Annotated in this window: 15 protein-coding genes; 14 read left to right on the top strand and 1 reads right to left on the bottom strand. The window is 53.4% G+C overall.

Going from position 1 to position 14,708, the window contains the following annotated elements; all coding sequences use genetic code 11:
• Positions 1 to 193: 193 nt before the first annotated feature.
• The gene (locus H7F11_RS04975; protein ID WP_193650065.1) at positions 194 to 3,865 is read left to right on the top strand and encodes a hypothetical protein; all 3,672 of its coding nucleotides are present in this window, start codon (positions 194 to 196) and stop codon (positions 3,863 to 3,865) included.
• Positions 3,866 to 4,216: 351 nt separating this feature from the next.
• Here the strand turns inward: H7F11_RS04975 and H7F11_RS04970 are convergent, their stop codons facing one another.
• Positions 4,217 to 5,140: an AAA family ATPase gene (locus H7F11_RS04970; protein WP_227485266.1), complete on the bottom strand. Its 924-nt coding sequence runs from the start codon at positions 5,138 to 5,140 to the stop codon at positions 4,217 to 4,219.
• Between the two features lie 162 nt (positions 5,141 to 5,302).
• Between H7F11_RS04970 and H7F11_RS04965 the strand changes: the two genes are divergently transcribed.
• From H7F11_RS04965 to dsbG, 13 genes are read left to right on the top strand one after another with little or no spacing between them, the layout of a single operon-like run.
• Entirely contained in the window at positions 5,303 to 6,325 is a 1,023-nt protein-coding gene (locus H7F11_RS04965; RefSeq protein ID WP_193650063.1) for a hypothetical protein, read from the top strand.
• 60 nt (positions 6,326 to 6,385) lie between these two features.
• Complete coding sequence (locus tag H7F11_RS04960; RefSeq protein ID WP_193650062.1) at positions 6,386 to 6,568, top strand: hypothetical protein; 183 nt, start codon at positions 6,386 to 6,388, stop codon at positions 6,566 to 6,568.
• Positions 6,538 to 6,792: a hypothetical protein gene (locus H7F11_RS04955; protein ID WP_193650061.1), complete on the top strand. Its 255-nt coding sequence runs from the start codon at positions 6,538 to 6,540 to the stop codon at positions 6,790 to 6,792. Before H7F11_RS04960 ends, H7F11_RS04955 begins: the two co-directional genes overlap by 31 nt.
• Positions 6,792 to 8,036 carry a hypothetical protein gene (locus H7F11_RS04950; protein ID WP_193650060.1) on the top strand — a complete coding sequence of 415 codons (1,245 nt, stop codon included), beginning with the start codon at positions 6,792 to 6,794 and terminating at the stop codon, positions 8,034 to 8,036. The genes H7F11_RS04955 and H7F11_RS04950 overlap by 1 nt, the downstream gene beginning before the upstream one ends.
• Positions 8,033 to 8,371, top strand: a complete 339-nt coding sequence (locus H7F11_RS04945; protein WP_319803341.1) for a hypothetical protein — start codon at positions 8,033 to 8,035, stop codon at positions 8,369 to 8,371. The genes H7F11_RS04950 and H7F11_RS04945 overlap by 4 nt, the downstream gene beginning before the upstream one ends.
• Positions 8,372 to 9,283 carry a hypothetical protein gene (locus tag H7F11_RS04940; protein ID WP_193650059.1) on the top strand — a complete coding sequence of 304 codons (912 nt, stop codon included), beginning with the start codon at positions 8,372 to 8,374 and terminating at the stop codon, positions 9,281 to 9,283.
• Positions 9,280 to 9,558 carry a type IV conjugative transfer system protein TraL gene (traL, locus tag H7F11_RS04935; RefSeq protein ID WP_193650058.1) on the top strand — a complete coding sequence of 93 codons (279 nt, stop codon included), beginning with the start codon at positions 9,280 to 9,282 and terminating at the stop codon, positions 9,556 to 9,558. Before H7F11_RS04940 ends, traL begins: the two co-directional genes overlap by 4 nt.
• Positions 9,555 to 10,169, top strand: coding sequence for a type IV conjugative transfer system protein TraE (gene traE, locus H7F11_RS04930; protein WP_193650057.1), 615 nt, complete (start codon positions 9,555 to 9,557; stop codon positions 10,167 to 10,169). Before traL ends, traE begins: the two co-directional genes overlap by 4 nt.
• Complete coding sequence (locus H7F11_RS04925; RefSeq protein ID WP_227485265.1) at positions 10,166 to 11,350, top strand: type-F conjugative transfer system secretin TraK; 1,185 nt, start codon at positions 10,166 to 10,168, stop codon at positions 11,348 to 11,350. Before traE ends, H7F11_RS04925 begins: the two co-directional genes overlap by 4 nt.
• The gene (locus H7F11_RS04920) at positions 11,341 to 12,903 is read left to right on the top strand and encodes a TrbI/VirB10 family protein (protein WP_193650056.1); all 1,563 of its coding nucleotides are present in this window, start codon (positions 11,341 to 11,343) and stop codon (positions 12,901 to 12,903) included. The genes H7F11_RS04925 and H7F11_RS04920 overlap by 10 nt, the downstream gene beginning before the upstream one ends.
• Positions 12,900 to 13,412, top strand: a complete 513-nt coding sequence (gene traV / locus H7F11_RS04915) for a type IV conjugative transfer system lipoprotein TraV (RefSeq protein ID WP_227485264.1) — start codon at positions 12,900 to 12,902, stop codon at positions 13,410 to 13,412. Before H7F11_RS04920 ends, traV begins: the two co-directional genes overlap by 4 nt.
• Before the next feature lie 55 nt (positions 13,413 to 13,467).
• On the top strand, positions 13,468 to 13,875 hold the full coding sequence (locus H7F11_RS04910; RefSeq protein WP_227485263.1) for a conjugal transfer protein TraA: 408 nt from the start codon (positions 13,468 to 13,470) through the stop codon (positions 13,873 to 13,875).
• Positions 13,875 to 14,705 (top strand): thiol:disulfide interchange protein DsbG, encoded by an 831-nt coding sequence (gene dsbG / locus H7F11_RS04905; protein ID WP_193650054.1) that lies wholly within the window; start codon positions 13,875 to 13,877, stop codon positions 14,703 to 14,705. Before H7F11_RS04910 ends, dsbG begins: the two co-directional genes overlap by 1 nt.
• Positions 14,706 to 14,708 lie beyond the last annotated feature (3 nt).

The following is a 14,708-nucleotide window of genomic DNA, read 5'->3' as shown; positions in this document are numbered from 1 at the left end:
TCCATCTACCGGAAATGCTCCCGATTGGCATTGGCTGTTCGCTTAGATTTTACCCGACTGAATTTTGAAAAACGCCCTTTTTCTGTCAGGCACTACTTACCTTTGTGGGGCTAGTGGCCGCAGTGGGGATGCTCGGTTGTAGAACAAGTACTACACTCAACGTTGGCGTACAATTTCTAGACAGAGCATTTTTATGGCATTACCCAATACGTCAACTGCAGAAATGCTATCTGCTATTACAGATTCGGGACTTTTTGAACGCTTGGCGACGGCTATACTGAGAGAAGCCGAGCCTGCATGTAAAAATTTGGTCCACACAGGTGTGAATGCCAAGGGCCAGACTGTCAAATCACCAGTAGATGCGATCTGCTACGAGATGGGCGCGAATCCTCCTCATTTGATTGCCGTCCACCATACGACTGTCGCGCGCAGTGCGCTGGAACATAAATGGCTAAACGAACCTCAGAGTCCTCGGCGATCACCTCCTGGCGACCTGATCAAGACCTCGGCATTGGTGGCAGAGGAACGGCTGAGGACTGCTAATTTGCGTGCCACACTGATCCTCACGACCAACCAGGAGCCAGACGAGGCATTGGTCCGCTCTGTCGAGGCTAAAGGGCGCGAACACAATCTGGAGGTGATTATCTGGTCACGCTCTAGGCTTTGTCATTTCCTTGACAACGACCCCACAGGCCAGTGGATTCGATATTCCCACCTGAAGATTTATCAGGAACTACTTTCTCCCGATCTGCTCCAGAAACTTTCAAAAAAAAGTTGTGAAATACAGATCGAACGCCTCATGGATAAGCCCGCAGCCTGGATTCCCCGATCGCTTGATGCCGATCTGAGATTAAGTCTTTCTCGCGACGTCACATTCCTGATTGCCGGATCAGGAATGGGAAAATCAGTGGCCTGCATTCGTATGCTCGAAAATCATTTGAAATGTGGCCTGTTCGGGATGGTTATATCTCCCGAGACGATTGCTTCAGCTAATACCATTGATCAGGCAGTAGCGACGACTCTATTACAACTCGACCCGCATCTAGCCCCAATAAGGCCGATGGCTTTTAGTTTTTGTTCGCCAGACAGGCCGATGCTTCTTTTGGTAGAGGATATAAATCGTTCAGGAGACGCGCAGCGTCTGGCCGAAAAGCTAACCAGCTGGAGCCGCGTGGCACAGGCAGGTGCCACCTCACCTTGGCGCCTTATCTGTCCGCTCTGGCCAGAAGTAATCGCATCCATGGGAGAGCAGGCCCAAAAGCGGATTGGTTCATTGGTCCATGTGGTCGGCACGTTCACCGACAGTGAAGGGCGCGATGCCGTCATAGCACGGGAACGGCTTAATGGCCGCGAAATGAGTCACCTGCAGGCAGAAGAAATCTCGTGCGCGCTTGGTAAAGACCCGCTTCTCATTGCACTCTATGACCAACAAACAGCACTACACTCACACCATGTCATCAGTCAATTCGTGGATACGTCACTTTCACGAGCGGTAGCAGGAAATAAGACTCATCTAGCATCGGATTTTCGTCTAGCCCTAAGGCATGTTGCAGAAGCGATGCTCAGGAATCGCAATCTTGAACCACGTTGGGGCGAGCTTGTCGAATGGCTGGGATCACGATCTGAAACTTTAGAATCTCTCCGTCTCCTGATACACAGAGGTGAGTTGATACGTCTATCCGGCACATCAGCGAACGAGCAGCTTTCATTCCGGCATGACCGTGTACGCGATTGGATACTTGCGGATGCTGCAGGCGAGCTTGTCAAGCTAGGGGATCTGTCGAACGAGTTAATCGCCGAGCCCTATTATGCTGGAATATGGGGTGCAGTTCTCGTATGGGGACACCAAGACGTAAATTTCCTAGAAAGCGTCGCCACATCTAACCCACTTGCGCTTTTCTATGCACTTCGCATTTATGGTCGAAATAACCCACCTTATCGGCAAACCATTTTTGATACAGTCACCGCGCTCCTGGATTGTTCGGCTATCCGTAATCAGTCCTGCTCTCATTTAAGATGGGAAGCGCTGGCACTGTTATCTGAAACCGACTCACCAAGCGTTCCCATGCTTGTCCGTAAATTCCCCGGCCACTCCACAGCTGGACAGCTTGCACGGCTTCGCAACGGGGATGTCTCTGGAGGAATAGAACTTCTTCAGGGAATAGCCCCTGGCGTGACAGCAGGGTGGCTGGATGCTCACATTGAACACGCGAAGAGCCATTACGGCAAAGGCATCTCTAATGCCTTGAATAATTTCCTAAAGATCACTGAGTTGAATGGTGCAGTTAGGATTGGTGCCTTGAGGTTGGCTGGTTATATGGGCACCCCGAGTCTAGTATCAGCTATTGAAGAGTGCTGGAATGCCGACGCAATGCGTAATGATCATCTAGCGGACTACCTTTGGGCATTCGGGCAGTGCTGTGAACATGATCCTGCACGCTATCTTGGACCAGTCTGCAATGCCTGGGCAGAACTTCCAAGCAATGCTGCTACCGGAACATGGCCATCACCGCGCGAGGATCTGGCAGCCCATGAACTTCGCTGGGCTTTTCGTAAAAACCTCCCCCGTACTGCGGCTATCGAATATTTTGCCCAACGGGGAGCGCAAGACGATCTCAATGGGCCGATTACGTTCATGCTCCACAGTATGGATCATCTTATTGCAGTCCAGTTTGTTGTGCGTGAACTCGCCGCCATCCAACAGCGATGCCAGGAGGCCGGCTCATTTTCACCATTTGTCGACCTCGTACGAAGCGAATGGCAGCGCGCACAAGAGGAGTACGCTCGACCGATGTCAGCGGCTTCCCGCATGCTCCTGCTTGAACTTTGGCAAGATGAATTTACTGACAGCCACTTGTGCGCCCAAGCTTTTTCGCTGTGGGCCGCAACGCAATATCCAGAAGACATTGAAATACTGCGCACTGCAGCGCCGTCGGATAGATTGGCTGACGACATTCTTAGAACACGCCTTTCCCGTGGCGACCAAAGCGCAATCCCTGCAATGATTAAGAAGCTGGAGACGGACACACGCGGCTTTTGGTGGCAATTCGGGCGCCATATCTGGTCGGCCGATCTGTCGAATGCCTTAGACGAGCATTTGGAGACACGCGGCAACAGGGTGGAACATATCTGGGGGGCTTCTTTTGAGAGCGACTGGATTACTTCTGAACTCATCATGCGCCTGCCCGAGAGAGAGGCAGAGCAAATCCTTTTGAAACACTGGGCTCACCTCCAATTTAGTTCATGCTTTGTGCAAGCTGCCCTATATGTTGCCACGCCGCGCCTAGTTGAAATGGCGCAGACTGCAGTTAACACTTGCACTGAACCACGTCAGATGATGGAGCATCTAGGTTTTCGCTACGGTATCCGCACGACTGGACGTATAGGTGTTACTCGTGAGGATCAAGTCTATGCTCTCGAGCCTTTTTTAGAGCATTTATCAGCTTGGGATGTCCTGATGCTATGGGAGACGTGTAACGACCATGGATGGTATGCATTGCGACGGGATCTGCTGGATGATCGCTTAATTCCACCCTTCACATTACGCAAATGGGATCCTGAACTCGCAGTGATTGATCTCGATAAGATGGTTTCCAGAAAACTACCTACCCCGATTGACCATTGGATTGATGAATTCGTAAAGACTGGCATATCGTGGGAGGAAATTCGCGATACTATACATAAATGGTTGTTACAACGACTTACGTTTGAGGCTTTAATTGTATTTGCCTCCGCGATTCAACATAAAGGATCACGGCTGGATTTGGATGTACTTGAAGATCTTGATGGCTTGCCAGAGGTTCAAGCGCGAGAAATTATACTAGATACTATATTCGCAATGCAACGACGCAGTCTTCGTTCTTGATAAGTATAATAATAAAGTAATTATGGGAATAATGGGCACTTCTCTGACGACAGGTGATAACCTTGACAACCTGATCTTATGTGCCACTATTACGGCCGGTGTGCGAATAATATAAAAACTTCCTTAGCGTGATCCAACAAGGGGGTTCTTTGCAGGAAGGCGAACTCTAATGTTTTTACAACTAGCGCCGATTCTCAGTTCCCGCTGTTTGACATGCATACAGAATTTTGCGAATCGTCTCGGTATATCCTTTCTCGAAGATCGTCCTTCTTGGGCTGGACAAGAAGTATGGAAGTGTCCCCCGGTGTAGACAAAGAAAACCCCCAGGCCGAAGCATGGGGTGGGGTAGAATCAAACTGAGGCTGGAAGCATAAGCGTTTCCAATATTTGCTTAATGCCCTCACTTTCGTCAGGGCCAAGACCGTCGGCAAAGCCGAAGGCAATGCTCTCCCAAAGATTTGCATCCCCCAGTTTGGCGAAAACTCCCGCTTCCAGAATGGAAGCAATGCGGACTAAGCCTCTTGTTGAGATCGGGGCTGAAAGCTCCCCGGCCATGTGCGCGTTGCGCGTTTCTCCAGCCAGTTGCACCAGAATGGCAGCCACATCTTCTGGAAGGTTGGGGCACTTGCCAGCGATGATGTTCAATTCCTCTTGTGAAGTGGGATAATCCACTTCCACAAAGAGGAATCTATCCAAAACTGCAGCATCCTGGACGTTTCTGGACCGAAACTGACCAGTTGTGTCGCCACGACCACGGGTGTTTCCCGTGAAGGCCACACGAAAGTCGGCATGGGGATAGATCACATCACCCGTTTCAGGTATGGCGAGTGGACTGCCTTCCAAAACACGGTTCAGGGTAATGGTGACAGAAGGGGGCAGGGCATCGCCCTCATCGAAAACAATCCACTCGCCTTCACGCATGGCCCGAACCAGTGGGCCTTCAATGAAAGCCGTTTTGGAGTCTTCCAGGCCGATATAGCCAACAATATCGGCTTTCTCGGTCCGTGAGTTACACGACAACGTAGTACAGCCATGCCCAAGACGAGCGGCCATCTGTTCAGGCAGACTCGTTTTCCCTGCTCCGGCTGGACCGGAAAGATACAGGCTGGTGGTAATGTTGCCCGATGCCCAGGCTAGCATCTTCCGCAAAAGATCAATGCGGAAGATGTACTCGAACACCGGGGCCGGGGTTCGATCCCCTGCCTTTTTTGCGGGAAACTGCTTTCCTGCCAGTTCTTGTATCCCGAATGCTGCGCCTAAATCTATGGTGCTCATAGCCATCTCCTTTTGAAAGTAATAAAAGAATCCGAACAGGATGTCCGGAACAGTTCCGGAGATAAGTGGCTGGACAAAAAGTATGGATAGGCAGGTAGGGACTTGTTGTTATAGTGTGTTACGATCAGAAGAGAAACGAAAACCGAGAATCGAGATTTTTGGATGCACAGAACGTACAAGTACAAAGCGTGGATTGTTTGCCCGGACGAAGAAGTCGCTCTACAAGAGGCGCAGCGGGTGTTTTATGAGTTCGAGAGTGCGGCACGACTGGATGAAATCGTCGAAGCCCGCAATCATGTTTATAAAAGCCTCGCGGACTTGTGGACACCGAATCGCCAGGATCCAATTCGCTGGTTACAGACCGAGCAGCGCAGAGTCATGGCCAGACGCAAAAAGACAAAACCCTTAAAAACGCTGGAAGAACGCAAGGAAACAGGAGATAAAGGCGTTATTTTCGGGGTGTTTCATACCAAAGCCGAGCAGAAAACCTGGAAACAGGTCATCGAGCATAGCCAGAAAAAAGGGAATACCGTACTGGTAACAACAGCCCTCGTGGATGAAAAAAACGGTCATCCGGTCTATGAGGTGCAAATGCCACTCTGGATGGACCGGGAAAAAGAACCACTACGGTTCCGGTTTATCATGCACAGGCCGTTTCCGGACAATGGAACCATGTATCGGTTTTTTCTGGTGGCCTGGCCCAAGATTCGCCAGGGGAAACGGATAGGCTGCCGCTGGGAAATCGGAGTGCGGGTCGAAATGCCGGAACCGGAACCACGTCAGCCGCGCAGGGTAGGGACGTGGCAACCGCGCTGGCACGCGGAACCAGATGGTAGTGTCCTGGTCGGTGAATTGCATATCGACTATCTCGACCGGACATCCAAAGACATCCAGTATCATCTACCCGCAGGCGTCATCAGCAGGGCCAGAAAAGCCCATCATCTTTCGATCACCGGCGAAGATACCGAGATCTACCATCATTTCGTGAACTGGCGGCAGGATCTGTATTTCAAGATCGCCAAAGACATTACACATCGGGTGGATCTGCTCAAGGTGGTTACGGCGAATACCAATCTGGCGGCCCGGAATGATCAGCCAAGATACCGGGCTTTTGTCTCATCTGGGAAGCTCTCTGCCATGATTGTGGCTACCTGTCGGCGCGAGGGACTGATTATTGTCAAATGACAAGTGTAGGGCGATCTTGTCTTGTGTAATCTTTAATATTATAGTGTATAGGTTAATTAAATGCAGAAATGGTCCGTGGAAACCATCCATCATAAGATCCCGGAAAAGGCGAAAACGCATCATCGCTACGGATGGATTTTGTTGGGATTGGGTGGCGCGAGTCTGGGGCTTGCCATGGGACTTTTCTGGGTGCTGCATACGGGGATACTGAATTGGATCATGATCTTGATCAGAAACTCTTAGAAGAGGAAGCGCAAAAACTGGTCGGGCTTCCGCCGGTTCAGTTTGCAGGATTCATACTGACCATGTTGTTCACGAAGATTCTGCATCCCAGGGGGATAAAAGATATGGTCGTGATAGTTAATGGTAGTGTAATTTCTATTGGAGAAAAGGATGTCCTGCAGAACTTGCTCAACGCGAAAACCGCGCTGGCCGGAGAAATTGCTAAAACCAGGGAGAAATTTTGATGTTCGGAAGGAACAAAAAAGCACCCGTAGAAAACGTAGAAAATCCGGCAGAACCGCAAGCAGAGGCTAATCCCTCTGAAGAAAATGCCTCTGAAGCAAACGAAAAAAGCACCGTACCGGAACGTACACCGATCAGTGGTATCGCAGGCGGAAGCAGCAAGGTTAAAGCCAGCAAGAAAAAGCTGATCTGGGGCGGCCTCGCGGTTTTCGTGGTGGCCATCATGATCGCCAATAAAGTGATGGTGCCCAAGCATCCCGATGATGGGGTGAAAGCCAGTGCTCAAACTACCAGCGCACAGAACGCGGCATTGCCCACCATGCACATCAGTATGCACCCCGCACAGCCTCCCAAAGCACCGCAAAACGCCGCCCTGCCAGCGGCCCCTGCCAATGGTGCGTTGATGGCGATGAAACCGTTGCCGACTGCAACGGCGCAAGAACCCGCGACAAACGCTGTTCCCATACAGGCTATCCAGAACATTTTGGGGGCTGCCAGTAACGGGACCGCTACAGTGGTTCAGGTCTGGCAGGGACCGGGAAATCTCATGGGCGTCATTTACAAGGATGCCGATCAGGAAGAGGGCGTAGCATGGGTCAATGTGCAGAACAAGCTCGTCCTGATCGGGACACTGGTCGGCGCAAACGGAATAAATTACAACACCACCGCCACGTTCGGGATGGCGGCACACCAGCCGATCACGGGTCATGTAACCGCGCCGGCATCTTCGGTATCCGCGACTACGGACACCTCCAAGAATACGCTCATGCAGCTTAAAAATGGTGGACAGGGCATCCTCGTGGGATCCACCGGACCCGTCATCACCGCTTACATCGATCCCAACAGTCAAACCAGTCATCGTCTTTATGATGCGCTGGAAACCGCCGTGGATACCGGAAAAGTGCGGGCGCGTTATGTTCTGGTTGCGCTCAAAAATCAGGGCAGCATCAAAAAGGCCGAAGAAATCCTCTCCGCACCCTCTCCAGAAAAGGTCTTGAGCCAAGACGAACGGCTGGGGAAAAAGCGGGCGAATGGTTCCTGGTCGGGCGGGATTCCGGGCATTCGGGGCAGTCTGTATATGGCGCAGGAAATCAACAGCAATACCGCACTACTCGCTGCAGCAGGCTATATCGGGGATCCCGTGGTGATCTGGTGTGACAAAGCAGGCAAAGCCCAGGTTGCGACCAATGATGGTGCCGTGGGCGACATGGACGCGATTCTCAGCGCCGCCGGAAATTGTCGGTGAAAAAGCTGATGGAATTTTTCGCCGGAACCCTCGTCGCCATGCTGGTTTTGTTCGTGGCCTGGGTCTTTCTTGCAGGAGCACCCGATGAGCGTATTGCACGCGCCTGTCGGCCAACCGTGTGGGTCGGCAAGGTGTTCAGTTCGGCTTCCATGGCTGCCGATACCGATTACAGCGGCGGTATTAGCAGCGGATTCAGCAACTTTGACAAGGGATGTCAGCTCACCATCTGGGATTATTTCTATGCCCAAAAGTGGTGTCTGTCCCATCCCGGAGAATTGATACCTGGAGATCAGTATGACCGTTGCCCTGTTGCAGAGAATCAGGAGGGCCGTTAAGTGGCGATTCATCGTTTTGCTGTTGGCCGCAGGCTTCGCTTGGCATACCTGGGAAAGCGCCTGGGTGCCCGGTGCCATGCTGCCCTGTTATCAGGATTATCAGCACGATCCTTACAAAGAGGCACTGGACTGGCAGATGAGCCACCCGCTCTGGACGGGCGTTTATTCGGGAATGGCCCTGGGATTCTGGCCGGACGGTTACGCCATCCCCAAGGGATGCAGCTACGTCAACGAGGGAGCGGGGGTGCCACCGTGGGCCTATACGCCCTTCGCTCATGCGGCATTTCCGGCTTTCCGCGTGTACGCCACAGCCTTCACGTTCTTTTTCGTGTGGCTTTATGGGGCAGTCTTGGCATGGGCCTTTCGGCCTGCGCCCAATTACAGCATGGGCTCGAAGTGGCAGCAGGTAACAGCCACCCTGCCATCCAAAAGACCCGTAGCAACGCCGGGGAAAACACCCCCATCCATTATGCTGCCCAGCCCAGGCTCGGAACCAGTTGGCAGGGAAGCGTCGGAAAAGCAGGACTCGCCCGCGTGATCGTCCAGAAAAATCCGGCTGTCGTGGTTTCACCCGCGCCGAAACCGCTCTGGTTTCAGGCCTATCCTGGCGGGTACCACCCCAATAATCATCAGAATCAACAGGTGACAGAGGTGATTCCGCACAAAGCGCATCCTTTCAGGATTCCAGAGGCTTGGTTTGTGGAGGGGCAAAAGCGTGCGGCGATTCATAAAAAGATCAACAAAAATCCCTGGCATTGCCAGCCTACGCATTTGCCTTGCGGAAAAACTGACACTGCTTATTGGGCCTGCAAAAAAACAGCAAAAGCTGCCCTGCAAAACGTCGTGCATCACTGTCAGACCAATCTTAAAAAATCCTGGGACAGCATTACTGCCCAAGGGGGTGCGCGTTGAAAACCGTACAGATCCCCGGCCATGTGGACGATCAACCCATGATTCTCTTCTGGGAAATGGATGAAGTAGCTGTGGGTTCGATGTTTTTTATCATTGGCTACGTCATGCGCGAACTCACCATCTGTATTGTGCTGGCCTTCATCATGGTCAAGCTCTTTCAGGGCTGGAAAAACAATCAGCTTAACGGGGTATTGGTCCACATGAGTTACAAGTTCGGCTGGTGGCGACTTAATGAGGTCTTCAAAAACGGCAACATTAAGGAGTGGATCTCTTGAATCTCGACCTGTTCCGTAAAAATCTCGATGAACTGGCTTCCAAGTCACGAATCCTGCTGGGCCTCGTCGTTTTGTTGGCCGTAATTATCGGGTTTGAGGGCTGGGTGATTGCCACACAAAGCACACGGATTGTTATTGTTCCGCCCTATCTGAACCAGTCGGTCAAAGTCGGCTACGCAACGGCAGACGATGCCTACTACGAAAGTTTCGGGCTGTATGTGGCCGAGTTGGTCGGTAATCTCACGCCGGGTGACGCGCCCTATGTCGCTCATGCACTGGGAAAACTTTTTGGGGCGGAGGCCTATGAAAAAGTCCGCAGCAAGGTGATGACTTCAGCGGCAGAAGAGAAAGCGGATGACGCTAATTTCTGTTTTTCTGCCCACAAGACCATCTGGCAGGCATCGAACCACACCGTCTTTATCGAAGGCGTGCTGCACCAGATCAATTCCAGCGGGGAAACCGTCGAAAAGTTGCCCTACACCTTCCAGATGCAAGTACGCATTGAGGCCGGACAGCCCGTACTGTCCAGCTTTGAGCCCTATCCCGGATCTGCCCATACGATTGCGTGGGAAATGGAACATCAGCCCAAGAAAACAGGGGGAGTACATTGAAGAAAGTTCTTGTTCTCGCGGTCCTGGCCACATGCCCCGCTCTGGCCTGGGCCGGGGTCGTCCCACCGCCCCCCGGACAAGCACCGACATCCGCCGTGGATGCGGGTGCGGTCATGGGGCAGCACACGCAAGCCGAATATGACCGGTTCTCCGGCCAGAAGGCTTTTGCTCAAGGGGCTAACGACGGGTCCGGGCAATTTCATCTGCCGACCAGCCCCATTCGCGGTGCTGCACCGGTTAGTCCGGCTTTTAAGGGCATGGGACGCATCCCCGCAGCGGCTCCGCCGCCGCCGACCAGTTCGCATTTTGATCAGGTCAGCCATCAACCCGCCCCTGCTGTCCCAGGTCGGCCCCCTGCGGCTTATCCGCATAACGGCTATGCGCCACCCCCAAGCGGGGCCAGTCCTGGGCAGATTCATCAGGCCGCCATGAATATCAATGGGTATAGCATCGACAGCGGAATGGTTCCGCACATGAGTTTTGCCCAGGCTAAAAAGGACAGCACACCCGTAGTCGGCAAAACCATCCGGGTGCAAAACGGCGTGACGTATGGCGTGCGCGTATCCGGGGTGTCGCCGAATCTCTTTATTACGCCGTTCAAGGATCCGCAGATTATTGTGGGTAGCACCCGATATGCCAAGCGTATCCGGCATGGCCGGGATCTGATCATCAGCTCGACGCTGAGTTTCCCGGTAGGTGTCTATATCACCGGCAAGAATCCCCATGATCCCGTGGTGTCCTTAACACTGATTCCAAGTAAAAGACCCGCGAAAACCTATCATCTGGTCATTCCGGGTTTTGTACCTGCACAGGCTCCGATAGTCCCCGAACATTCTGCTTATTCCAGCCAGATGGTCGCCCTCATGCGGGATGCCGTCATGCAGCAGGTGCCCGAAGATTATCGTCAGTCTCATCGGATTCCGCCTCTGGCTGCTGCCATTCCCTTGTCATGGGCCGCACAGATGCGCTGGGTCGGGAATCATCATCAGATTGTGGAATACCGGATCACCAACCATCTGAATCAGAAAGTGACACTGACAGAGAACGACTTTTACAGTAAGGGGGTGCTGGCAGTTTCGCTCTATACGCATCATCTTCTGTACCCCGGTGAAAGCACCAAGCTCTTTTTGATCGAAACCCTGCCGCCATCCAAGCATGGCCTGGGGGCCGTATGGCGCTGACACCCAAAGACCGTCTTCGGCTCTGGTGGAAAACCCAACCGCCAAAGCGCAAGCAGCAATTCAAATTTGCGGGGCTGGCGGCAGGCGTCATGGGGGCCGTCATTGTGGGCTCGCAAATGTCCGGGACCGGGAACCATGCGGCCCAGGAAGCGGCGCTGAAAAATGCCGAAGCTACCAACCATCAGGTGTATATCGAGCATCCCAAGTCCATGAGTCCGAAAGAGATGCAAAGCGAGATCAATAACCTGAGCGACCAGATGAAAAGGCTGGTGAAGCTCGACGAGAAGATGACCGGGCTGAAAGAGTCGGAGATCAAGGATCTAAGCCAGCACGTCAGCAAAAAGCTGTTGGCCCAGATCGCCAAGGATCGTGGAATAGCCGTGGCGACCACAACCAGCAATCCCGATATGAGGGGCATGAAAAACGATATTTCTGCCCTGCAGAACGAGATCTCCGAGTTGAAGATGGAAAAAAGGCGAGTGCCCTATACACCAACCACACCCGCGCAGGTCTTTTATCCGGCCCAGATGCCACAGGTGTTGGGCGCGAAGGTGCCCTCGGTGAATGAACCAACGACCATGCCCAGTAATGGGGTGCCGAAAGCGCCCGCAGCGCCCAGCAAGACCGCATTGCAGATTCATCCTGTCAGTAAGCTGAAGCATATCAGCCATGTAGTGAAGGTGAAAAGCAAAAAAGGCGTGTATCTCCCCGCAGGGACGATCCTTTCTGGCGTGTTGCTGACCGGCTTGCAGGCGGGAACCGGGCCACAGGCGCATTCCAATCCGCAAATCGTGGACATTCGCGTCAAGCGCCGTGCGGTTCTGCCCAACGGGGTCCGGGCCAATTTCTCCAGTTGTTTCATTATCGCGTCCGGATACGGCGATATGTCCACCCGCCGGGTGTATTTACGCTCGAACATGCTCTCCTGCGTGCGTCGGCGGGGTGGCAAGGTCATTACCGCCCCCATCAAGGCGGAAGTCGAAAGCGGCGGTTTACTCGGTGTGCCCGGCAAGGTTATTTCCCATCAAGGGCCAGTGATTTTGAAATCCCTGTTAGCTGGAATCTTCTCTGGGTTGGGCAATGCGGTGCAGCCGACCAGTGTACAGGGATTGAACCTCAATCCGACCAGCGGATCGGCGGCAGGATTCCAGTCTTTCAATCCGGCTTATCTGGGCGAAAGCGCCCTGGCGGGGGGCATCAGCACGCCTGCAGGTGAGATCTCCAAATTCTATCTGCACGAGGCGGAATCGCTCCTGCCCACCATTCAGATCAATCCCGGCGTGGCCGTGGATATGTTCCTGGTGTCGGGGACCAGGATCCATACCAATGGTGAAACCTCCGGACAACTGGCGGAAGCCAGCTATGCGGCGGCATCGTCCATGAATAACCAGGCGACGCCAGCGCCGCAACAGACATCCACGGCGGATGCCGGAACCTCTCCTTATGTCGGCACGGGACAATCCAGCGCGGTTAGCGCCGCATTCCCGGATCGGCAAACCGTGCAGCGCGAAGAACAGGACGGACAGACACCGAATCTAAGGGGGCAACCTTGAAAAAACATCATCACTTGAATCGTACCTGGATACTGCTGGGGGTGACGGCCATGCTCGCAGGCTGCGGTGCAGCACACCCCTGTATTCACGGAAAGGGCGGGGTCTGCCTCAATGCCCGCACCATGTACGGTGTGACCAATCATCGGGATCAGGTCAAACCTGACAAGGAAACCCTGCACGAAGACGCACTGGCGCGGAAGCTCTTGCGGGAATCGCCTACGCAGGCCGATAAAACACCAAATTTACACCCCGAATCCACGGTGGATTCCGGGTCCGTAGTCCATACATCCAACGCGGGTGTACCGGGTGGAACTCCCGGATCGTTGTTGGCTCCTCTGCATTATCCCAGGCCGCTGATTACGCAGCCCAGGGTATTGCGGGTGTGGGTCGCACCCTACCGTGGTCCGGGAGGCAATCTACATTTCCCGGGCATGGTGTATTCCATTCTCCATCCACAAAGCTGGGATTTTGCAGCGGGCTCTGCCCGTGTACCTGTGCCTGTGGATTGAGGGTGGGTTTCGTTGGCTTCCTTTACTTTTTTAGGAGGATTTTATGGAAGCAACAATGCAGTCAACCGCAATGCGGTATCAGTTGTTCATGGAGAAGGTGAATGGTCTTCTGAGCAACAAAAAGGTGGTCATCGCCGTCGTGTCGCTGTTCATCACGGCGCTGGCGATGCTGGTCATGGCCCATGCCGGTACGGGTGGTGCGTCTTTCAAAGACATAGCGAAACGAATTGAAGGTTGGGCGCAGGGCGATCTGGGGCTTACCATCGTCGCTGGTGGCTTGATCTTCGGTGTGGCCAGCATGGTCTTCACCGGTCGCGGAACAGTCCTCGCCGTCGTCGTCGGTGGTGCCGTGGCGTTGTATTACGGTATTCCGGTGTTGGTCAGCATCTTTTCCGCTACGGGTGGTGCCAGTGTTGCCAAAACCCTCGTGGTTCACGGCGCACACATGACCGGATTGCTCTAATGCGGTTGGGACCAGCGCGGTCCCTGGTCGGCGGCCTCGCCGCCGGCCTGCTTCTCACCTCGTCTGCCTGGGCGATGGCGGGAACCATACCGCATAGTTATCAGGCTGGAGCCAAGACCATTGTGGCTATGAGCCACGGTCAGGCGAAAATTCTTCGCACGTTTCGCGCAAAAGCGGGGCTCAACGGCTATACCGTGCAGCTTTCGCCAGGACATGCGCTCGTAATGTACACCAGTCCAAACGGCAAATATGTTTTTATGGGGGGGGTATTCGACAAGGCAGGCCATAACCTGTCGGTCGCCTATGCCCATCAATATCTTCCGAAAACGGATTTGCCCCAAAAGATCTCCCCGTCAGCGATGGGCAAGGCGGTCGAAAAGACCACGAATTTCCTGATTGGAAGTCCCAAGGCGACCAAACAAATCTGGTTCGTCGGGGATCCCAACTGCATTTTCTGTCACATGACCTATGAGCACTTGTTGCCTTATGTAGATAAAGGGGAACTCAAAATCCACCTGATCCCCGTAGGATTCCTGAAGCCCTCTTCGGCACCCAAGGCGGAAACGATTATTGCGTCAAAGAACCCGGCCAAAGCCTGGGCCTATGACGAAGCTCACTTCAACGTGCCAGAAGAAGAGGGCGGCATCGTGCCGCTGGCCAAAATCCCGGCCAATGATCAGAAGGATATTCAGGCAAATACCGCCTGGATGAGTCATCACGGTATCAACGGTACCCCGTTCCTGGTGTATCAAAATGCTCAGGGACACTGGGCCGTGAATCCCGGTATGCCGGAAGATACCAAAGCCTTTGTGCAAGGGATTGGGGGCTAACTC

The sequence above is a fragment of the Acidithiobacillus sp. HP-2 genome, assembly GCF_015100155.1.
In the GTDB taxonomy this organism is placed as follows: domain Bacteria; phylum Pseudomonadota; class Gammaproteobacteria; order Acidithiobacillales; family Acidithiobacillaceae; genus Acidithiobacillus.
Note: the sequence above shows the minus strand (reverse complement) of the source record. Positions and strands in the feature narration are given on the sequence as shown.